Origin of the sequence: Streptomyces aurantiogriseus (assembly GCF_014649375.1) — a bacterium.
GTDB classification, from domain to species: Bacteria; Actinomycetota; Actinomycetes; order Streptomycetales; family Streptomycetaceae; genus Streptomyces; species Streptomyces aurantiogriseus.
Genome location: NZ_BMSX01000003.1, coordinates 109,064 through 128,453 on the forward strand (window position 1 = coordinate 109,064; position 19,390 = coordinate 128,453).

Here is a 19,390-nt window from a genome sequence, read left to right on the forward strand (position 1 = left end):
TCTCGGCGCTCCGTTCCTAACAGTCCCCTAATAATTCGGACTTACGTTCTTCACGTGACGGGACACGACGCGAGCGGGCACGGGGAAAGACAGCGGGGCCGGCGGTCGAGAGCGCTCAAGGCCGTCGGCCTCACCCTCGCGGGCGCGCTGGTGCTGGGCGCCGCCGCGGCGGGCTGGGCGTACCGGCATCTGAACGACAACATCACGAGCGTCGACATCGACAACGCGCTCGGCGACAACCGTCCGGCGCGCGCGGTGACCACCCCGTCCCCGTCCGGTACGGCCTCCGCCACCCCGCTGCCCACCGAGGCCGTCAACATCCTCGTCCTCGGCTCCGACTCGCGCAGCGGCGCGGAGAACCAGGAACTCGGCGGCGGCGACAGCACCGGCGCCCGCTCCGACACCGCGATGGTCGTGCACATCGACGCCGGCCGCGCCGGCGCCACCGTCGTCAGCATCCCGCGCGACACCCTCGTCACCCGCCCGTCCTGCCCGCTGCCCTCCGGCGGTTCGACGGCGGTGGCGTACGGCGCCATGTTCAACACCGCGTACTCCGTGGGCGGTCCGGTCTGCGCGGTGAAGACCGTCGAGTCGATGACCGACGTCCGTATGGACCACTACGTCGAGGTCGACTTCTCGGGCTTCGCGAAGCTCGTCGACGCCCTCGGCGGGGTCACCGTCACCACGGCCGAGGACATCGACGACGAGGACAGCCACCTGCGCCTCGCCGCCGGCACCCACCACCTCGACGGCACGCAGGCCCTCGCCCTGGCCCGCACCCGGCACGGCATAGGCGACGGCAGCGACCTCGGCCGCATAGGCCTCCAGCAGACCCTGGTGAAGGCCCTGCTGGAACAGATCTCCTCCACCGACCTGCTGACCAGCCCCACCCGGCTCTACGAGGTCGCCGACGCCGTCACCGGCAGCCTCACCACCGACACCGGCCTGGACTCCCTCACCGAGCTGATGGAACTCGGCCAGAGCCTGAAGGGCCTGTCGGCCGCGAACGTCACGACCCTGACGATGCCGGTGGTGACGGCACCCTCGGACCCCAACCGGGTGGTGGCCGACGAACCCGAGGCGAGCGAGCTGTGGGAGTCGCTCAAGCGGGCGTGACCCCCCGGCCGACCAGCCCGTCCACCACGGCCGCCACCTGCTCGGCGACGTCGTAGTCGGCCGTCACGTCCTCCCACCGCGCCGACAGGGCGGCCGGTCCCGGATGAGCCCGCCGGAAAAAACTTCGAAGAAGTCCGATGAGGGTGTCGATCCCTCCGTCTCCCGCTCGAAGTAAGGGTGAGAGGCGGGAACAGCCCGGCCCACCACACCGGAGGAGTCACCATGCCCCGCTACCTGTCGCTCGTCCGGATCGACGAGTCCACCATCCCCGCCGAGGGACCCAGCCCCGAGCTGATGCAGCGCATGGGCGAACTGATCGAGGAGATCACCAAGGCCGGCGTCATGCTCGACACCGCCGGCTGCTCCCGTCGGCGCAGGGCACCGGGCTGCACCTGAAGGGCGGCGACATCTCCGTCACCGACGGGCCCTTCACCGAGCCTCCTGCCCAGCGTCCGCGGCGACCTGCTCCTGCGCCTGGGCCGTACGGCTCAGGCGCGGGCGGAGTTCGCCCGGGCGGCCGAACTGGCCGGCAACGAACGGGAACGGGAGCTGCTGTGGGCCGGGCCGATCAGGCGGGGTGACCGATGAGCATCGTCGGCGCTCCCGCCACCCGCGTCAGGAACACGGTCGCCGAGTTCGGCCCCTGCGGCTTGACCTTCTTGCGCAGCTCCTCCGGCTCCACCGCCGACCCCCGCTTCTTCACGGTCAGGATCCCCACCTCCCGCTCCCGCAGCAGCGCCTTCAACTTCTTGACGTTGAAGGGGAGCTGGTCGGTGATCTCGTAGGCGGTGGCGTACGGGGTCACGTGCGACTCGTCGGCGGTGATGTAGGCGATGGTGGGGTCGATCAGCCCGCCCTCCAGGTCCTCGGCCACCTCGGCGACCAGGTGGGCGCGGATGACGGCGCCGTCGGGCTCGTACAGGTACCGCCCGACGGAGCGGACCTCTGGGTCGGGCAGCATGGTGTCGGGCGAGGCCCAGATCCCGGCCTCCGAGGGCAGTAGTGTCGCCCGCCGCGCCCCGGGCGTCCTGCCCGCGCCGAACCACAGCACCGCCTCCTTCACCTCCCCGCCGTCCGAGATCCACTCGGCCTCCGCCTCGTCGGGGATCACCTCGTGCGGGATGCCGGGCGCGATCTTCAGGGCGGCGAGCGGGGCCCTGAGCGCGGCGGACACGGCCCAGGACAGGGGAGGGGAGTAGGCCTCGGGGTCGAAGATCCGGCCGCGTGCGCCGGACCGCCGGGCCGGGTCGACGAACACGGCGTCGTACGGGGACGTGTCGACCTCCGTCACATCCGCCTCGCGCACCTCGATCAGCTCGGCCAGGCCGAGCGCGGCGGCGTTGGCCCGCGCCACCTCGCAGGTCAGCGGATCCCGGTCGACGGCCAGCACCCGGATCCCGGCCCGCGCGAACGCGATCGCGTCCCCGCCGATCCCGCAGCACAGGTCGGCGACGGACCGCACCCCCAGCGCCTGGAAGCACTCGGCCCGATACGTCGCGACACTCGCCCGCGTCGACTGCTCCACCCCGTTCGGCGTGAAGAACATCCGCTCGGCGTCCTCGGCCCCGAACTTCGCCACCGCCCGCTGCCGTAGCCGGGCCTGGCCGAGGGCCGCCGAGACGAGCTCCGCGGGGTGCTCGCGGCGCAGCCGGGTGGCGACGGCGAGTTCGTCGGCGGGGGCGGTGCCGCGCACGGCGTCGAGGAGGGCGCGGCCCTCGGGGGTGAGGAGGGGGGCGAGGTCGTTCACCGGCTCATTGTGGGCCAGTCGGTGGATGGTGCGCCTCCGGCAGAGGTGTCGGGCGGGTTCGTGGGGCGGTGACTGCGAGGATCCGGCGCCATGGAATCAGTAGTACAAAATGACAAAAAGGTGATGCGGTGGATGGGGTTCCGTGGCGGCCTGGCCGTCCTCGCCGCGACCGCCATCGTCTCGGGCTGCGGGGAGGGCAGCGACTTCGCGATCCGTCCCGCCTCCGGCCAGCAGCCCGACCAGGCCCCGCCGGCCGGCGCCCTGCACTCGTACGCGGACAGGCTGCGCGCCGACCACACGGCCAGGGTCGCGGCGGCGCAGCGCTGGGGTCTGAAGAAGGTCCCGCTGACGCCCCCGGCGCCCCCCGGGAAGAAGCCGAGGATCACCACCCGTGAAGGCTTCGAGGTGACCGGCCACGAGGACCTGAACCTCCCCCCGGTCTTCACCACCGTCCCCACCCGCCACAGGGTCGTCTTCCTCACCATCGACGACGGCGCCGAGAAGGACCCCGAGTTCCTGCGGATGACGACCGAGCTGAGGATCCCGTACACCGCCTTCCTCAGCGACTACCTCGTCAAGGACGACTACGGCTACTTCGAGAAGATGCAGAGCACCGGAGTGGCCCTGAACAACCACACCCTCCACCACCCGTACCTGCCGGGCCTGTCCTACAGGGGGCAGAAGCGCGAGATCTGCGGCATGCAGGACGTGATCGAGAAGCGCTACGGCAGACGGCCCGCCCTCTTCCGGCCGCCGTTCGGGAACTACAACCGCGACACACTGCGTGCCGCGAAGGCCTGTGGCGTGAAGTACGCGCCACTCTGGAACGCGGAGGTCTTCGCCGACCACTGGGAGTACCGCGAGGGGGACCGGGACCTCCACCCCGGCGACATCGTCCTGAGCCACTTCCGTGGCCGGGCCGAGGGGGCGGGCACGATGCCCGACATGGTCCGCCGGTTCCTGAACAAGGTCACGGAGAAGGGATACGCGGTGGCCCGCCTGGAGGACTACCTGTGAGAAGCCGCGGACTGGTCGCCGCACTGCTGACACTGACACTGACCCTGACGCCCCTGACCGGTTGCGCCCAGTCCGTCGACCCGATCGAACGACTGGGCAAGAAGGCGGCGGAACGCGTACGACCGGACCACGGCCCGACACCGGAACAGCCTCCCCCACTCGCGGCAACGCTCGAGCCGGGGGACCCCCATCGCCGCTGGGGCCTGACGACCCCCCTGGCCCCGCCCCCCACCCCCGCGGCCGGACCACGCACCGCAAGCCACGCCTCCCTCCCCCCGGTCGTGGACCACATCCCGACCCGGGACAAGGTCGTCTTCCTCACCTACGACGACGGCGCCGAACGCGACCCCCGCTTCATCGACATGGTCCGCGAACTCCGCCTTCCGGTGAGCATGTTCCTCACGGACAGCGTGGTGGGCCCCGCCTACGCCCACTTCGCCCACCTGCGGTCCGTCGGCGCGAGCATCCAGAACCACACCCTCGACCACGCCGCCCTGCGCGGCCTGCCCTACGCCGGCCAGCGCGCCGAGATCTGCGGCCAGCAGGACAAACTCAAGTCCCGCTTCGGCCTGCGCCCCCGCCTCTTCCGTCCGCCCTACGGCATCTACGACACCACCACCCTGCGCGCCGCCGCCGACTGCGGCATCACCGCGATCGTCCTCTGGCGCGCCTCGATGGGCCCCACCGACCTCACCTACACCCACGGCTCCCACCACCTCCACCCCGGCGACATCATCGCGGTCGACCCCGACGAGGCGATGGGCCCGAGTCTCAGGGAACGGACGACCAGGCTGCTGCGGCGAGTGCAGGAACAGGGCCTGACGGTGGGGCGGCTGGAGGACTATCTCTAGCGCCGAGGAGCGCCGAGGAGCGCCGAGGAGCATCGAGGAGTACCGAGGAGTGCCGATGAGTACCGACGCCACCGAGGAGTACCGAGGACCACCGAGATCAGCGGGCCCACACCATCGCCGTGAAGACCAGGAAGAGCCCCGCCGTCACCGCCTGCGCCGCCCCGGTGACGGGGTACCCGCGCCGGAACAGGAGAACAGCACTCCCGAGGGCCGCCAGCCCCATCAGACCGAGCCACACCAACAGCGCCGTCGGACGCCCGCTCATCACCAGAATCGCGGCGATCAGATACCCACAGACGATCTCCACCGGCACAAGAAGCGCCGCCAGGCAGCAGCCGGCCGTGGGGGAGGGGTCGGAGGCGGGCGCGGGAACTCGGCGAGACATGCAGGAACGGTACGGCAGCCACCCGGTCCGGCGTTCGGGAAGGAGGGTGGCACGTGGGGGCGAGGGCCTGCCGTCCTGAGCCCCGGCCCACCCGAGGGGGCGTGCCCTTTGGAACGCAGGTCAGCAAAATCAGCCCGTCCGGCGGGCCCCGGCTGCGTGCCCGCCGGGACGGTGTGTCAGACCACGGCGAGCCGGTCCACCAGCAGCTCCACCCTCTGCGCGGCGTCCTCGGGCGGCAGCCGTCCCGCGCGGGTCAGGGTCGCAAGGCCGTGCAGGGACGCCCAGAACGTCTCGGTGAACAGCCCCGGGTGGACGCCGTCCCCGGCGACCTCGGCGAGGCACTCGAGCAGGGCGGCGAAGGCGTCCTTGAGAGGTTCAGGGGTGTCCTCCTGCGCGTACGCCAGGCCGCCGTCGAGCTGGAACAAGGCGTCGTAGACCGCCGGGTTGCGTGCGGCGAAGTCGAGGTAGGCGCGGGCGAGCGCGGCGACCCGGGCGCGCGGGCCGTCCGCGGCGGAGGTCGCGGCCCGCACCGCTGTGGCCATTTCGGCGGCGCCCTCCAGGGCGACGGCGCCGATGATCTCGCGCTTGCCGCGGAAGTGGCTGTAGAGGACGGGCTGGCTGTATTCGATGCGCTCGGCGAGCCGGCGGGTGGTGACTGCGTCCCAGCCCTGCTGCTCGGCGAGTTCGCGGGCTGTCGTCACGATGAGGCGTTCGCGCTCCGCCCGTTCGCGCTGCTTGCGTTCCTGTACCGACATGATTCGATCCTAGCACCGCTAGACAATCAAGCGGCAGCAGTACTAGCGTTGCCTCGTCCGCTAGCAACACTAGATGCGAAGGGGTCGTCATGCTCAACGCACTCGAGGTCGTCACCATCGTGATCGTCGGCGTGATGGTGGGGGTGGAGTTCTCCGTCGCCTTCGTCATCAACCCGATCCTCAACGCACTCCCCGAGGACAGCGGCCAACTCGGCCATGCCCACGGGGGTCGGATGCTCGGCGCCGTGATGCCGGTCTGGTACATCGGCTCGCTCGTCCTCGTCGCGGCCTGGGCCATCGCCGGATGGCACCACGAGGGCGCCGGACTCGTCGTCACCGCGGGCGCGCTGCTGCTTTTCAGCGTGGTCATGTCGCTCCTGCTGCTCGTCCCGATCAACAACCGGGGCAAGACATGGACCCCCGAGAATCGGCCCGCCGACTGGAAGCAGCAGCTGAACCGCTGGGAACGCTTCCACTACGTCCGCGTCGCCGTCATCATCGCCGCCTTCGCCCTGCTGGTCGCCGCCCTCGCCTGATACCAAAGCCGCCCCGACATGCACTGATTCGCCCCGTTATACCGACGGCTTTCGCCCGTCGGGGTGAGCCCGACAGGGCTTCGGATTACTGACCCCGCGGGCCGACGCCGCGCCGGTGGCGCACAATCCCCGATCCCCGGGCGGCAGCTGGCCACCGAAATCCCGACATCCGGGAATGCGGCTGCCGCGCAGATCTGACAACGGCGATCCGACGAACTACGCCCCTCGATCAGCCGCGTCCGCGCGGCCTGATCAGGCCCCACAGACTCGGCAAGCTCCACGAAGCTCACCAAGCCGACGAAGACTCGCAAGGAGAAGCACAATGTCGCTGAAGAAGATCAACACCGTCCTGGCCGCCGCCTTCATCCTCTTCATCCTCTGGTTCGGGGCGGAGTTCATCCTGAGCCCGGAGACGACGGCACCGGGCTTCGGCCTGCCGAGCTGGCCGTCGGGCGACGGCGACGGCTTCCTGATCATCAAGGGAATCCGCGACGTCGTCTTAGCCCTGGTCCTGGGCATCCTGCTGGTGACGGGCCACCGCCGGGCGCTGGGCTGGGCGCTGCTGGTGGAGGCCCTCGCCGCGTACGGCGACATGGCCACCGTGCTGGCCCACCACGGCTCCGTGGCCACCGCGCTCGGCGTCCACGGCCTGACCGCGACACTGATGGTGGTCAACGGCCTGCTGATGATGCGCGAGACCCGCAAGGCCGCGGCCGCTCCGGCAACGCCCGCCCCGCAGCCTGCCTAACGCCACCTTGGGCGCGTGTCGGTATGCGCCTGTCAGTGCCTGCCGGGAAAGGTGAGGCGCACGATCTTCTTCCGGTGGGCGGCGGCCTGGCCCCTCAAGAAGCCTCCCCGAGCGACGCGGACGAGGTCGAGCGCCACCCTTGTCCGCGCTGCCGGGCCGAACCCGGCTCGCCGTGCCGCTCGCGCTCCGGCGCGGTCGCCGGCACCTACCACACCGGCCGCTTCACGAAGGTGCCCCGACTCGCCAAGCTTCTGCGCGTGCCGGCCCCCGCCGACCGCGGGCCGGGCCGGCCGTGGCGCAGGGCGCCAAGAAACCCCCGCCAGCTGAAAAACCTGCCGACGCGCCGCCAGGCATTGGCACTCCGCTTGACCGAGTGCTAACCCCGGTCATAGTCTCAGCTCTGGCACTCCCCACTGGAGAGTGCCAACAACGCGACGGGCAGGTCCGGCACCCGCGACGACGGATCGACCTGGTCGCCACCTCAGACAGTTAACCCCGTGAGATCTCCGAAGGGGGAGGTCGGATCGTGACGACCGCCAGCTCCAAGGTTGCCATCAAGCCGCTCGAGGACCGCATCGTGGTCCAGCCGCTCGACGCCGAGCAGACCACGGCCTCTGGCCTGGTCATCCCGGACACTGCGAAGGAGAAGCCCCAGGAGGGCGCCGTCCTCGCCGTGGGCCCGGGCCGCTTCGAGAACGGCGAGCGTCTTCCGCTCGACGTCAAGGTCGGCGACGTCGTCCTGTACAGCAAGTACGGCGGCACCGAGGTGAAGTACAACGGCGAGGAGTACCTCGTCCTCTCGGCTCGCGACGTCCTCGCGATCATCGAGAAGTAATTCACCTCGAGCAATTTGTTGCTTGAAGCTGCGCCCCTGGCCCCCGCGACCACATAAGAAGCCGGGCGCCCGGGGCGCAGTGCCTTTTTCACCCACAGATTTCCGAGAGGGCTCCCGCTGTCATGGCGAAGATCCTGAAGTTCGACGAGGACGCCCGTCGCGCCCTCGAGCGCGGCGTCAACAAGCTGGCCGACACGGTCAAGGTGACGATCGGCCCCAAGGGCCGCAACGTCGTCATCGACAAGAAGTTCGGTGCCCCCACCATCACCAACGACGGTGTCACGATCGCCCGTGAGGTCGAGATCGACGACCCGTACGAGAACCTCGGCGCGCAGCTGGTGAAGGAGGTGGCGACCAAGACCAACGACATCGCTGGTGACGGCACCACCACCGCCACGGTCCTGGCCCAGGCGCTGGTCCGTGAGGGCCTGAAGAACGTCGCCGCCGGCGCCTCCCCGGCCGCCCTGAAGAAGGGCATCGACGCCGCCGTCAAGGCCGTCTCCGACGACCTGCTCGCCTCGGCCCGCCCGATCGACGAGAAGTCCGACATCGCCGCCGTCGCCGCGCTGTCCGCCCAGGACCAGCAGGTCGGCGAGCTCATCGCCGAGGCGATGGACAAGGTCGGCAAGGACGGTGTCATCACCGTCGAGGAGTCCAACACCTTCGGTCTGGAGCTGGACTTCACCGAGGGCATGGCCTTCGACAAGGGCTACCTGTCGCCGTACTTCGTGACGGACCAGGAGCGCATGGAGGCCGTCCTGGAGGACCCGTACATCCTCATCAACCAGGGCAAGATCTCCTCCATCGCCGACCTGCTGCCGCTGCTGGAGAAGGTCATCCAGACCAACTCCTCCAAGCCGCTGCTGATCATCGCCGAGGACGTCGAGGGCGAGGCCCTCTCCACCCTCGTCGTGAACAAGATCCGCGGCACCTTCAACGCGGTCGCCGTCAAGGCCCCGGGCTTCGGTGACCGCCGCAAGGCGATGCTGCAGGACATGGCGACCCTCACCGGTGCCACCGTCATCTCCGAGGAGGTCGGCCTCAAGCTCGACCAGGTCGGCGTCGACGTGCTGGGCTCCGCCCGCCGTGTCACCGTCACCAAGGACGACACCACCATCGTCGACGGCGCCGGCAAGTCCGAGGACGTCCACGGCCGCGTCGCGCAGATCAAGGCCGAGATCGAGAACACGGACTCCGACTGGGACCGCGAGAAGCTCCAGGAGCGCCTCGCGAAGCTGGCCGGCGGCGTGTGCGTGATCAAGGTCGGCGCCGCCACCGAGGTGGAGCTGAAGGAGAAGAAGCACCGTCTGGAGGACGCCATCTCCGCGACCCGCGCCGCGGTCGAGGAGGGCATCGTCTCCGGTGGTGGCTCCGCGCTGGTCCACGCCGTCAAGGTCCTCGAGGGCAACCTCGACAAGACCGGCGACGAGGCCACCGGTGTCTCCGTCGTCCGCCGCGCCGCCGTCGAGCCGCTGCGCTGGATCGCCGAGAACGCCGGCCTCGAGGGCTACGTCATCGTCTCCAAGGTCGCCGAGCTCGAGAAGGGCAACGGCTACAACGCCGCCACCGGCGAGTACGGCGACCTGATCAAGGCCGGCGTCATCGACCCGGTGAAGGTCACCCGCTCCGCCCTGGAGAACGCCGCCTCCATCGCCTCCCTCCTCCTCACGACCGAGACCCTGGTCGTCGAGAAGAAGGAAGAGGAGGAGCCGGCCGCCGCGGGCCACGGCCACGGCCACGCCCACTGACGTACGTCAGCACTGAGGCCCGGCGCCCTGAAGGGGGCGCCGGGCCTTCGCGTTCATGTGACGGTTGTCAGCCGTCGCGCCGCACCAGGAACCGGACGGGCGCGAGCGCTGCCCGCGCCTTCCTGGTCCGCCGGCCGAGCCGCGAGAGCGGCCCGACATCGACCTGGCCGGTGGCTGTCACCTCGTCATGGAATTGAGCGAACAAACCGGAACGCACTGAAGAATGCGAGCGGCGGCCCACTCTTTTTACGAAGGCCCCGCTCCGCACGCGTGCCGGAGCGGGGCCTTCCTCTTCACTGAGCCCCTTCGCTGAGCTTCTCGCTGATCCTCGCGGGCTACTGAGCGAGTACCCCCAACTGCTCCAGCAGCCCCGCCCGGTCGTACTGCCGCCACGCCTCGCAGATCTGCCCGCCCCGGAACCGGTGCCAGGTCATGCCGGTCATCGTGGCCTCCTGGCCGGTGGCCGGGATCCCCAGGAAGTCGCCCTTGTGCCGGCCGTGCCAGGTCCAGCGGCTGCACACCAGGTCGTCCTCGGCGATCTGGTTGTCCACCCGGATCGAGAAGTCGAAGGCCCGCCGCCAGCCCACGACCTCGTCACGCGCCGCCCGCAACCCCGTGTCCTGCGGGTTCGCCGGGTCGTGGTCCACGTAGTCGTCGGCGACCCGCTCGAACAGCCGGTCCACGTCGCCCCGCCCGAGCCCCTCGAGGAACTCCCGCGCCACACCACGGTTGAGCTGCTCGTCCCGCACCACGTCGAGATCGGTGAAGGTCGGCATCTCGTCGCAGAGGGCCACCATCTCCCGGAAGATCCGGTCGGTCTCCGGGAGGTTCGAGTTCCGCATCGCCTCCTCGTACGAGGGGAACTCCACGATCTCGATGAAGTGCGACGCGTCCGACCGGTCCTTGCCGACCAGCGCGTGCGTCGCGGTCCGCTTTCCCCTGGTCTGTTCGACCCATGTGTCCAACAGCCGGTTCATCTCGTCGAACCGGCTCGTCCTGCAGTCGATGAGCTGTACGAATGTCATGACGCCGCCTCCGGCCCCCCTGGGTCCGGTCTGATCACGCCCATTTTCCCACCGGAGCGCCGACGTCACCCGCCCACTACTGGGGCCCGTACTTCCGTCCCGTCCTCGAGCTGATCCCGCCCAGCAGCGAGCGGGGTGTCACCTTCACCAGCCCCATCAGCGCCTTGTACCGCGGGTCGGGAATCGACACCGACTTCCCACGCGCCAGATCGTGCAGCGCCGCCGCGACCAGCTTGTCGGCGTCCAGCCACATCCAGCCGGGGATGTTGTCCGTCCCCATCCCGGCCCGCTCGTGGAACTCCGTCCGCACGAACCCCGGGCACAGCGCCATCAGCCGCACCCCGCTGCCGTCCAGGTCCTTCGCGGCCCCCTGCGTGAACTGCACGACCCACGCCTTGGACGCCCCGTACGTCCCGCGCGGCAGGAAGGCCGCGACCGACGCCACGTTGACGACCCCGCCACGCCCCCGCTCCCGCATCGCCGCGGTCGCCGCCGACGTCAGCCGCAGCACCGCCTCGCAGTGCACCTTGAGCATCCTCAGCTCGTCGGCCATGGGTACGTCGAGGTAGCGGCCCTTGTTGCCGAAGCCCGCGTTGTTCACGAGCAGGTCGACGGGGTTCTTGCGGTCGCCGAGCCGGGCGGTCACCGCCTCGATGCCCTCGTCCTCGGCCAGGTCGGCCGTCAGCACCTCCGCCTCGATGCCGTGCCGGTCGTGCAACTCGGTCGCCTGCTCCCGCAGACGCTTGGTGTCCCGTGCGACGAGGACGAGATTGTGCCCGTCCGCCGCCAGCCGGCGCGCGAACGCGGCACCGATGCCCGCGGTCGAACCCGTAATCAGAGCCGTTGTCATGGCAGAAGGGTAGTGACCCGGACTGACGGCGTCCGTTCTCTGCACGGCGCCTCCAGAAGGTGAAGGCGCCGTGTGCACGCCACCCGTGACGGGCGTCAGCCCCCGTACTGCTCCACATACTTCCGGGCCGCCGCCAGCGCCTCCGGGTGCAACGCCTCGCCCGTCGCCAGCAGCCGCGGCAGCAGCTCCCGGTGCGTGGTCGTGGCCTGGAACTCCATCCGGGCCGTCACCTCGTGCTCCGGCAGGTGGACGATTTCCACCGGATCCCCCGCGCGGATCTCGCCCGGCACGATCACCCGCAGATACGCGCCCGTCGCGGCCTTCCGCGTGAACCGCTTGACCCACCCCTTCTCACCCACATGAGCCTGGAAGGTCAGGCAGGGTATGCGCCCCGAGGTGACCTCCAGGACGACGGTCGGGCCGATCCGCCAGCGCTCGCCGATCCGCGCGCCGGACACGTCCAGGCCGGTGGTGGTGAGGTTCTCGCCGAACGCGCCGTTCGCCAGCGTGCGCCCCAGCTCGCGCTCCCAGTCGTCGAGGTCCTCGCGCGCGACGGCGTACACCGCCTGGTCGTTCCCGCCGTGATGGCGCAGGTCGCACACCGCGTCCCCGGCGAGCCCGCTTCCCCCGGTGCCCTTCGGCCCGGGCGCGGCCACCCGCACGGGCCCCTCGACGGGCCGCTTGTCGATGCCGGTCAGTCCCTGCGGCTGGTCGGTGTACGGCACGGCCTTCGGACGGCCCACGTTGACGGACAGAAGCCTCATGGGCGGCACGGTAGGGGACCGTTGGTCAAAGTGTCGACGCATTATTCGCCGCCGTCCCCAAGATTCACTTATGCTCGAAGGGTGATCGAGGCCCGTCATCTCCGCGTGCTGCGCGCCGTGGCCGCCACCGGTTCCTTCTCGGCGGCGGGGCGCGAACTGGGGTGCACCCAGCCCGCGGTCAGCCAGCAGATGAAGGCCCTGGAGGCGTCCGTCGGCACGCCCCTGCTCGTGCGCAGCGGCCGCGAGATGCGCCTGACCCAGGCGGGCGAGGCCCTCGTGCGGCACGCGGCCGGGATCCTCGCGGGGCTCACCGCCGCCGAGGAGGAGGTCGCCGCCATCGCCGGACTGCGCGCCGGCCGGGTCCGCCTCGTCTCCTTCCCCAGCGGCAGCTCCACGCTCGTCCCCACCGCCCTGGCCGCCCTGCGCGCCGCCCACCCCGGCACCCGGGTCTCCCTGGAGGAGGCCGAGCCGCCCGAGTCGGTCGACAAGCTGCGCGCGGGCGACTGCGACGTCGCGCTCGCCTTCCGTTACGAGGGTGCGGCGGGCGCCGAGGAGTGGGCCGACCTGGTCGGCCGCCCGCTCCTGATGGACCGCCTCGTCGCCCTCGTACCCGAACGGCACCGCCTCGCGCGCGCGGAGTCCCTCGCCATCGGCGAGCTCGCCCGGGAGCCCTGGATCGCCGGATGCCCGCGCTGTCGCGGCCAGCTGGTGGAGGTGTGCGAGGGCGCGGGCTTCACACCCCGCATCGACTTCGCGACCGACGACTACCCGGCGGTCGCGGGCCTTGTCGGCGCCGGCCTGGGCGTCGCCGTCCTGCCCCAGCTCGCGATCGAGTCCGTACGGCCCCGAGGGGCGCGCGCGGTGACGCTGGAGCCGGCGGTGCGGCGGGAGATCGTCGCGCTCACGCTGCCCGACCTGGCGCAGGTGCCGGCGGTGGCGGCGACGCTGGAGCAGCTGGGGCGGGCGGCGGCGCGGTAGGACGCGGTGGGAGCGGTGCGTGCCGGCGGCCGGGGTCGTAGCGGCAGGGGCCGTAAAAGCCGACAGGGCACGCGCGTGCGTGCCCCAGAGATGTGCAGAAACGTTCCTTCAGGCGTTCGGAGCAGCGTCTCCGCTGGTCGACGCCGACACCAGTCGGTGGCGCGCCCGCCCCATGAGCTCCTCGCGCTCGTCCTCGGTCAGCCCACCCCACACGCCGTACGGCTCTCTCACCGCCAGCGCGTGCGCCGCGCACTGTGCGCGCACGGGGCACCTCATGCAGACCTCCTTGGCCGAGTTCTCGCGAGCGCTCCGCGCCGCCCCGCGCTCGCCCTCCGGATGGAAGAAGAGCGAACTGTCCACCCCGCGGCAGGCGGCCAGGAGTTGCCAGTCCCACAGGTCCGCGTTCGGTCCGGGAAGGCGGGAGAAATCTGCCATTGCGTGACCCCTTGTAGCCGTTCTGAGCGGATACGGTGTTCACGACCGTACAACTACGATCTAAGGAGATGAAAATATGACCCATTGCGAATCTAGCCTCAGACGCCAGTAAATGGGAAGAAATGGGGCCGAATGGGGCGCCGGTTGTGATGAAAGATTGAGGGTCCGCGCGGCTGTCTCCACCGTGTCCGCGCCCTCACGTAGAGTGCCGAAGAGTGCACGCAGCCCCGTAACTCTTTCGAGTGACCGTCGTTGAGAGTGCGGAGGCGGTTGAAAACACAAACGCTCGGGCAGGCGTCCGAGACGGTCGACCGCACAGGTGACGATTCGTACCAGCCTGGAGGCACAAGGTGACGCGCATCAGCTGCGGAGGGCGGCCATGACTTCCGTCCTCGTCTGCGACGACTCCCCGCTTGCCCGAGAGGCGCTCCGCCGCGCGGTCGCGACCGTGCCCGGCGTCGAGCGCGTGACGACGGCGGCCAACGGCGAGGAAGTCCTCCGCCGCTGGGGCGCCGACCGCTCGGACCTGATTCTGATGGACGTGCGGATGCCCGGACTGGGAGGCGTCGAGACCGTCCGGCGGCTGCTGTCCGCCGACCCCGGCGCCCGCATCATCATGCTGACCGTCGCCGAGGACCTCGACGGCGTCGCGCTCGCGGTCGCCGCCGGCGCCCGCGGCTATCTGCACAAGGACGCCTCACGCGCCGAACTGCGCGCGACCGTGACCCAGGCTCTAGCCGACCCGACCTGGCGTCTGGCCCCCCGTCGGCTGCGCTCCGCCGAGATGGGCGCGGCACCCACGCTCACCGCGCGGGAGATCCAGGTCCTGGAGGGCATGAGTCACGGCCGCTCCAACGCGGAGATCGGCCGCGAGCTGTTCCTCTCCGAGGACACCGTGAAGACCCACGCCCGCCGGCTCTTCAAGAAGCTCGGCGCCTCGGACCGCGCGCACGCCGTGGCGCTCGGCTTCCGCTGGGGGCTGGTCCGCTAGGACCCGTCCGGCGGATCACGTCGGGAAGAAACAGCGGCACCTTGTGGCGGCCGGCGAGCGGGGGCGAGGGGTGTGCCCACGCGAGCGGGCCGGTATGGGCGCCGAGCTCGGAGGCCGGGTTCCGGGGCCTGGCGCCGATGCCCGGCTCGGGGGCCGGGCATCGGAGGCGCCGCAGCCGGCGACAACGCCGTTTGGGGGTCTCCCTCCGGGCAGGCCCCGCAGACTTTTCGGAGCAAGCCGACTTCGTCGAAGGGGAGCGGGGGCATGGGCGAACCTCCCTGTTCGGAAGGGGTCGAGGGCTTGCGGGAACCCCCCGTCCGACGGGCGGTGGACGGGGGCGGCACAGGGCCTCGCCCGGTGCCCGCTGCTCGTTTCGCCGCGGATGCCGCATCCTTGAGGTGTGGAGTTCCTCGGGGACGAGTCGGTCGAGCGGAAGGGGAGGGCGCAGGGGATGAGTTCCGGCGCACCTGCTCATAACGCTTCGGTGCACAACGACGGGCACGGTGCCGCGGCCGGTAAAGCCGCGGTGCACCATGGACCGATGCGCGAAGACGAGGCGGTCCGTGCCCAGGGAGCGATCGGCGGCCTCGTGCACCGCGCCGTCGACGGCGACGAGCAGGCCACCCACGACCTGCTCGCCCATGTCCACCCCTTGGCGCTGCGCTACTGCCGCACCCGGCTGTCCCGCCTGCCCGGCGACGCACGCCACTTCGTGGAGGACCTCGCCCAGGAGGTCTGCGTGGCCGTCCTCCTGGCCCTCCCGCGCTACAAGGACACAGGCCGTCCCTTCGAGGCCTTCGTCTTCGCCATCGCCGCCCACAAGGTCGCCGACCTCCAGCGCGCGGCGATGCGCCACCCGGGGTCGACGGCGGTGCCCTCCGACGAGATGCCCGAGCGGCCGGACGACTCGTTGGGCCCGGAGGAGCGGGCCCTGCTGAGCAGCGACGCCGAGTGGGCGAAGAAGCTGCTGGCCAACCTGCCGGAGAACCAGCGGGAGCTGCTCCTGCTCCGCATCGCGGTGGGCCTCACGGCGGAGGAGACGGGGCAGATGTTGGGAATGTCACCCGGCGCCGTCCGCGTGGCCCAGCACCGCGCACTGAGCAGACTGCGGGCGCTCGCCGAGCAGTAGTTGTCCCTTCAGTGAACAGCCCCCCTGCCGTTTCCGTACGAACATACGAAGCCCGGAGTCACTCGGAACCGTGGAATTCGGGAGGCGCGCTTCCCGTTAGCATGGACATCCGCACCGATCAAGGCCATTTGGGGAAGGTGTCATGACTGCCAACGTCGACGGAGTGCCCGACAAATTCGCGACCCTCGGGCTGACCTACGACGACGTGCTGCTGCTGCCGGGTGCATCCGAGGTGCTCCCCAACGCGGTCGACACCTCGTCCCGCATTTCCCGCAATGTCCGTGTGAACATCCCGCTGCTCTCGGCGGCGATGGACAAGGTGACCGAGTCCCGCATGGCGATCGCGATGGCCCGCCAGGGCGGCGTCGGCGTGCTGCACCGCAACCTGTCCATCGAGGACCAGGTGAACCAGGTCGACCTGGTCAAGCGGTCCGAGTCCGGCATGGTCACCGACCCGATCACGGTGCACCCCGAGGCGACGCTGGCCGAGGCCGACGCCCTGTGCGCCAAGTTCCGCATCAGCGGCGTGCCCGTCACCGACGGCAGCGGCAAGTTGCTCGGCATCGTCACCAACCGCGACATGGCCTTCGAGTCGGACCGCACGCGCCAGGTGCGCGAGGTCATGACGCCGATGCCGCTGGTCACCGGCAAGGTCGGCATCTCCGGCACCGACGCCATGGAGCTGCTGCGCCGCCACAAGATCGAGAAGCTTCCGCTGGTCGACGACGCGGGTGTCCTCAAGGGCCTCATCACCGTCAAGGACTTCGTGAAGGCCGAGCAGTACCCCCGGGCCGCCAAGGACGCCGAGGGCCGCCTGCTCGTCGGTGCCGCCGTCGGCGCCAGCCCCGAGGCCCTGGAGCGCGCCCAGGCCCTCGCCGAGGCCGGTGTGGACTTCCTGGTCGTCGACACCTCGCACGGCCACAACAGCAACGCCCTCAGCTGGATGTCGAAGATCAAGTCGAGCGTCGGCGTCGACGTGATCGGCGGGAACGTCGCCACCCGCGACGGCGCCCAGGCCCTGATCGACGCCGGTGTCGACGGCATCAAGGTCGGCGTCGGCCCCGGCTCGATCTGTACCACCCGGGTGGTCGCCGGCATCGGCGTCCCGCAGGTCACCGCCATCTACGAGGCCTCCCTCGCGGCCCGCCCGGCCGGCATCCCGCTGATCGGCGACGGCGGCCTGCAGTACTCCGGCGACATCGGCAAGGCGCTGGCCGCCGGTGCCGACACGGTGATGCTGGGCAGCCTCCTCGCGGGCTGCGAGGAGTCGCCGGGCGAGCTGCAGTTCATCAACGGCAAGCAGTTCAAGTCGTACCGCGGCATGGGCTCGCTGGGCGCCATGCAGTCCCGCGGCCAGGGCAGGTCGTACTCCAAGGACCGCTACTTCCAGGCCGAGGTGGCGTCCGACGACAAGCTCGTGCCCGAGGGCATCGAGGGCCAGGTGCCCTACCGTGGCCCGCTGGCCAACGTGCTGCACCAGCTCGTCGGCGGTCTGCGCCAGACCATGGGCTACGTGGGTGCCGCCACCATCGAGGAGATGGAGTCGAAGGGCCGGTTCGTCCGGATCACCTCGGCGGGCCTGAAGGAGAGCCACCCGCACGACATCCAGATGACGGTCGAGGCGCCGAACTACAGCAGCAAGTAGGAGCCAAGGCTTCCCGAGGGCGGCCCCGGATCATCCGGGGCCGCCCTTGTCGTACCCGTCGGCGATACTGGAAGACGCTGAAACGCATCAGGGAAAGGCCACAGACGTGACTGAGATCGAGATCGGGCGCGGCAAGCGCGGCCGCCGGGCGTACGCCTTCGACGACATCGCCGTCGTCCCCAGCCGCCGTACGCGGGACCCGAAGGAGGTCTCGATCGCCTGGCAGATCGACGCCTACCGTTTCGAGCTGCCGTTCCTGGCCGCCCCCATGGACTCGGTCGTCTCCCCGGCCACCGCCATCCGCATCGGCGAGCTGGGCGGCCTCGGCGTCCTGAACCTCGAGGGTCTGTGGACGCGGTACGAGGACCCGCAGCCGCTGCTGGACGAGATCGCCGCGCTGGACGTGGACACGGCGACCCGGCGCCTCCAGGAGATCTACGCGGCTCCCATCAAGGAGGAGCTGATCGGCGCCCGCATCAAGGAGGTGCGCGACTCGGGCGTGGTCACCGCGGCCGCGCTCTCCCCGCAGCGCACGGCCCAGTTCTCCAAGGCCGTGGTGGACGCGGGCGTGGACATCTTCGTCATCCGGGGCACCACGGTCTCGGCGGAGCACGTGTCTGGCTCCCACGAGCCGCTGAATCTGAAGCAGTTCATCTACGAGCTCGACGTCCCGGTGATCGTCGGCGGCTGCGCCACCTACACGGCGGCGCTGCACCTGATGCGCACCGGCGCGGCCGGCGTCCTGGTCGGCTTCGGCGGCGGCGCCGCGCACACCACGCGCAATGTGCTGGGCATCCAGGTCCCGATGGCGACCGCCGTGGCGGACGTGGCGGCGGCCCGCCGCGACTACATGGACGAGTCCGGCGGCCGGTACGTGCACGTGATCGCGGACGGCGGTGTCGGCTGGTCCGGCGACCTGCCCAAGGCGATCGCCTGTGGTGCCGACGCGGTCATGATGGGCTCCCCGCTCGCCCGCGCGACCGACGCACCGGGCAAGGGCCACCACTGGGGCATGGAGGCTGTCAACGAGGAGCTGCCGCGCGGCAAGAAGGTCGACCTCGGCACGGTCGGCACCATCGAGGAGGTCCTCACCGGCCCGTCCCACAAGCCGGACGGCTCCATGAACTTCTTCGGCGCCCTGCGCCGGGCGATGGCCACCACCGGGTACAGCGAGCTGAAGGAGTTCCAGCGCGTCGAGGTGACGGTGGCGGACTCGGTGCATCGGCGGTAGGCAGGCCTTAGTCCCTGGGACGGGAGAGGGGCCGGTCACTCACTTGGGTGAGTGACCGGCCCCTCTTCGTGTGTCCGGGGTGGGGGCGTGCGGGGTGGGGCGGGGGCGCACGGTTGCCTTCGGGGCGGATGTGGGCTGGTCAGCGCGGGCGCAGGCGATAGCGTCCGTGTCGGCGCCCCAGTTGTGCGGGGTGCCCCCTTCCAAGGACATGGTCCGGACCCCGCCCTCGGGGCCCGGCCCGAACCCGAACGTGTCGTCTACCGGGCCACTGGGCGGCATCGTGGAAGGGGGCGCCCATGGGACGCCACCGCAAGCCCACCCGCTGGGACCGACTCCGTCTTCGGATGGTGAAGTTCCGGAGGAGGTGGATCTTGCGGCTTTTCGGATGGTGAGCGGCCGCCCCTAAGCACATTAGGGGCGGACACTCTGTGATCCATCCGGGAGCCTGCCGCAGTGGCCTCTGCGGTGGGCTCCACCCGCTTTCGGATGGTGAGCGGCCGCCCCTAAACACAATAGAGTCGGACACTCCGTGAACCATCCAGGAGCCTGCCGCAGTGCCTGCTGCGGTGGGCTCCACCTGCTTCGTACGTTACCGGCGCGCCCT

20 protein-coding genes and 2 pseudogenes are annotated in these 19,390 nt (G+C 70.5%); 15 read left to right on the top strand and 7 right to left on the bottom strand.

The features are described 5' to 3' along the window. The first annotated feature begins 54 nt into the window (after positions 1-54). The 3 genes and pseudogenes from IE263_RS07110 to IE263_RS48295 form a co-directional block, all read left to right on the top strand. Entirely contained in the window at positions 55-1,116 is a 1,062-nt protein-coding gene (locus tag IE263_RS07110; RefSeq protein ID WP_189933421.1) for an LCP family protein, read from the top strand. Between the two features lie 222 nt (positions 1,117-1,338). Then, positions 1,339-1,553, top strand: a pseudogene (locus tag IE263_RS07115) (YciI family protein); the annotation flags it as partial. Position 1,554: 1 nt separating this feature from the next. Next, positions 1,555-1,704, top strand: a pseudogene (locus tag IE263_RS48295) (RNA polymerase subunit sigma-24); the annotation flags it as partial. On the opposite strand, the gene IE263_RS07120 reads toward IE263_RS48295, so the two are convergent. Beyond that, positions 1,685-2,863: a class I SAM-dependent methyltransferase gene (locus IE263_RS07120; protein WP_189933423.1), complete on the bottom strand. Its 1,179-nt coding sequence runs from the start codon at positions 2,861-2,863 to the stop codon at positions 1,685-1,687. The pseudogene IE263_RS48295 and the gene IE263_RS07120 overlap by 20 nt on opposite strands. A 123-nt stretch (positions 2,864-2,986) precedes the next feature. Between IE263_RS07120 and IE263_RS07125 the strand changes: the two genes are divergently transcribed. Further along, a complete protein-coding gene (locus tag IE263_RS07125) occupies positions 2,987-3,880 on the top strand; it encodes a polysaccharide deacetylase family protein (RefSeq protein ID WP_373311897.1) in 894 nt (297 codons plus the stop codon). Next, a complete protein-coding gene (locus tag IE263_RS07130; protein WP_189933427.1) occupies positions 3,877-4,731 on the top strand; it encodes a polysaccharide deacetylase family protein in 855 nt (284 codons plus the stop codon). Before IE263_RS07125 ends, IE263_RS07130 begins: the two co-directional genes overlap by 4 nt. A 97-nt stretch (positions 4,732-4,828) precedes the next feature. Here the strand turns inward: IE263_RS07130 and IE263_RS07135 are convergent, their stop codons facing one another. Continuing rightward, on the bottom strand, positions 4,829-5,116 hold the full coding sequence (locus IE263_RS07135) for a hypothetical protein (protein ID WP_189933429.1): 288 nt from the start codon (positions 5,114-5,116) through the stop codon (positions 4,829-4,831). A 176-nt stretch (positions 5,117-5,292) separates the two neighbouring features. Continuing rightward, positions 5,293-5,871, bottom strand: a complete 579-nt coding sequence (locus tag IE263_RS07140; protein ID WP_189933432.1) for a TetR/AcrR family transcriptional regulator — start codon at positions 5,869-5,871, stop codon at positions 5,293-5,295. Positions 5,872-5,960: 89 nt separating this feature from the next. On the opposite strand from IE263_RS07140, the gene IE263_RS07145 reads away from it, so the two are divergent. From IE263_RS07145 to groL, 5 genes are all read left to right on the top strand, one after another. Beyond that, positions 5,961-6,407, top strand: coding sequence for an anthrone oxygenase family protein (locus IE263_RS07145; RefSeq protein WP_189933434.1), 447 nt, complete (start codon positions 5,961-5,963; stop codon positions 6,405-6,407). Between the two features lie 322 nt (positions 6,408-6,729). Next, positions 6,730-7,155, top strand: coding sequence for a DUF4267 domain-containing protein (locus tag IE263_RS07150; RefSeq protein ID WP_189933436.1), 426 nt, complete (start codon positions 6,730-6,732; stop codon positions 7,153-7,155). Positions 7,156-7,178: 23 nt separating this feature from the next. Continuing rightward, positions 7,179-7,535 carry a zinc finger domain-containing protein gene (locus tag IE263_RS50315; protein ID WP_444545092.1) on the top strand — a complete coding sequence of 119 codons (357 nt, stop codon included), beginning with the start codon at positions 7,179-7,181 and terminating at the stop codon, positions 7,533-7,535. 146 nt (positions 7,536-7,681) lie between these two features. Further along, a complete protein-coding gene (gene groES / locus IE263_RS07155; RefSeq protein WP_039652762.1) occupies positions 7,682-7,990 on the top strand; it encodes a co-chaperone GroES in 309 nt (102 codons plus the stop codon). Between the two features lie 122 nt (positions 7,991-8,112). Continuing rightward, complete coding sequence (gene groL / locus IE263_RS07160; protein WP_189933438.1) at positions 8,113-9,738, top strand: chaperonin GroEL; 1,626 nt, start codon at positions 8,113-8,115, stop codon at positions 9,736-9,738. Between the two features lie 335 nt (positions 9,739-10,073). Here the strand turns inward: groL and IE263_RS07165 are convergent, their stop codons facing one another. From IE263_RS07165 to IE263_RS07175, 3 genes are all read right to left on the bottom strand, one after another. Then, on the bottom strand, positions 10,074-10,763 hold the full coding sequence (locus IE263_RS07165) for an ester cyclase (RefSeq protein WP_189933440.1): 690 nt from the start codon (positions 10,761-10,763) through the stop codon (positions 10,074-10,076). A gap of 76 nt (positions 10,764-10,839) precedes the next feature. After that, the gene (locus IE263_RS07170; protein ID WP_189933442.1) at positions 10,840-11,613 is read right to left on the bottom strand and encodes an SDR family NAD(P)-dependent oxidoreductase; all 774 of its coding nucleotides are present in this window, start codon (positions 11,611-11,613) and stop codon (positions 10,840-10,842) included. 95 nt (positions 11,614-11,708) lie between these two features. Beyond that, a complete protein-coding gene (locus tag IE263_RS07175; RefSeq protein ID WP_189933444.1) occupies positions 11,709-12,377 on the bottom strand; it encodes an MOSC domain-containing protein in 669 nt (222 codons plus the stop codon). Positions 12,378-12,458: 81 nt separating this feature from the next. Here IE263_RS07175 and IE263_RS07180 point away from each other — a divergent pair, with 81 nt between their 5' ends. Continuing rightward, positions 12,459-13,355: a LysR family transcriptional regulator gene (locus IE263_RS07180; RefSeq protein WP_189933446.1), complete on the top strand. Its 897-nt coding sequence runs from the start codon at positions 12,459-12,461 to the stop codon at positions 13,353-13,355. A gap of 108 nt (positions 13,356-13,463) precedes the next feature. Here the strand turns inward: IE263_RS07180 and IE263_RS07185 are convergent, their stop codons facing one another. Beyond that, positions 13,464-13,790 (bottom strand): WhiB family transcriptional regulator, encoded by a 327-nt coding sequence (locus IE263_RS07185; RefSeq protein WP_189933448.1) that lies wholly within the window; start codon positions 13,788-13,790, stop codon positions 13,464-13,466. A 379-nt stretch (positions 13,791-14,169) separates the two neighbouring features. Here IE263_RS07185 and IE263_RS07190 point away from each other — a divergent pair, with 379 nt between their 5' ends. From IE263_RS07190 to IE263_RS07205, 4 genes are all read left to right on the top strand, one after another. Further along, the gene (locus tag IE263_RS07190; protein ID WP_003948568.1) at positions 14,170-14,781 is read left to right on the top strand and encodes a response regulator transcription factor; all 612 of its coding nucleotides are present in this window, start codon (positions 14,170-14,172) and stop codon (positions 14,779-14,781) included. A 541-nt stretch (positions 14,782-15,322) separates the two neighbouring features. After that, positions 15,323-15,910: a sigma-70 family RNA polymerase sigma factor gene (locus tag IE263_RS07195; RefSeq protein WP_189933450.1), complete on the top strand. Its 588-nt coding sequence runs from the start codon at positions 15,323-15,325 to the stop codon at positions 15,908-15,910. Between the two features lie 142 nt (positions 15,911-16,052). After that, positions 16,053-17,555 (top strand): IMP dehydrogenase, encoded by a 1,503-nt coding sequence (gene guaB / locus IE263_RS07200; protein WP_189933452.1) that lies wholly within the window; start codon positions 16,053-16,055, stop codon positions 17,553-17,555. A gap of 106 nt (positions 17,556-17,661) precedes the next feature. After that, complete coding sequence (locus IE263_RS07205) at positions 17,662-18,786, top strand: GuaB3 family IMP dehydrogenase-related protein (protein ID WP_189933454.1); 1,125 nt, start codon at positions 17,662-17,664, stop codon at positions 18,784-18,786. Positions 18,787-19,390 lie beyond the last annotated feature (604 nt).

What these genes read in the sequence shown, in the direction of transcription:
- IE263_RS07125 (WP_373311897.1), top strand. Translation starts at nt 2,987, where the DNA reads ATGCGGTGGATGGGGTTCCGTGGCGGCCTGGCCGTCCTCGCCGCGACC.
- IE263_RS07135 (WP_189933429.1), bottom strand. Translation starts at nt 5,116, where the DNA reads ATGTCTCGCCGAGTTCCCGCGCCCGCCTCCGACCCCTCCCCCACGGCC.
- IE263_RS07140 (WP_189933432.1), bottom strand. Translation starts at nt 5,871, where the DNA reads ATGTCGGTACAGGAACGCAAGCAGCGCGAACGGGCGGAGCGCGAACGC.
- IE263_RS07145 (WP_189933434.1), top strand. Translation starts at nt 5,961, where the DNA reads ATGCTCAACGCACTCGAGGTCGTCACCATCGTGATCGTCGGCGTGATG.
- IE263_RS07150 (WP_189933436.1), top strand. Translation starts at nt 6,730, where the DNA reads ATGTCGCTGAAGAAGATCAACACCGTCCTGGCCGCCGCCTTCATCCTC.
- IE263_RS50315 (WP_444545092.1), top strand. Translation starts at nt 7,179, where the DNA reads ATGCGCCTGTCAGTGCCTGCCGGGAAAGGTGAGGCGCACGATCTTCTT.
- groL (WP_189933438.1), top strand. Translation starts at nt 8,113, where the DNA reads ATGGCGAAGATCCTGAAGTTCGACGAGGACGCCCGTCGCGCCCTCGAG.
- IE263_RS07165 (WP_189933440.1), bottom strand. Translation starts at nt 10,763, where the DNA reads ATGACATTCGTACAGCTCATCGACTGCAGGACGAGCCGGTTCGACGAG.
- IE263_RS07170 (WP_189933442.1), bottom strand. Translation starts at nt 11,613, where the DNA reads ATGACAACGGCTCTGATTACGGGTTCGACCGCGGGCATCGGTGCCGCG.
- IE263_RS07175 (WP_189933444.1), bottom strand. Translation starts at nt 12,377, where the DNA reads ATGAGGCTTCTGTCCGTCAACGTGGGCCGTCCGAAGGCCGTGCCGTAC.
- IE263_RS07185 (WP_189933448.1), bottom strand. Translation starts at nt 13,790, where the DNA reads ATGGCAGATTTCTCCCGCCTTCCCGGACCGAACGCGGACCTGTGGGAC.
- IE263_RS07190 (WP_003948568.1), top strand. Translation starts at nt 14,170, where the DNA reads ATGACTTCCGTCCTCGTCTGCGACGACTCCCCGCTTGCCCGAGAGGCG.
- IE263_RS07195 (WP_189933450.1), top strand. Translation starts at nt 15,323, where the DNA reads ATGCGCGAAGACGAGGCGGTCCGTGCCCAGGGAGCGATCGGCGGCCTC.
- guaB (WP_189933452.1), top strand. Translation starts at nt 16,053, where the DNA reads ATGACTGCCAACGTCGACGGAGTGCCCGACAAATTCGCGACCCTCGGG.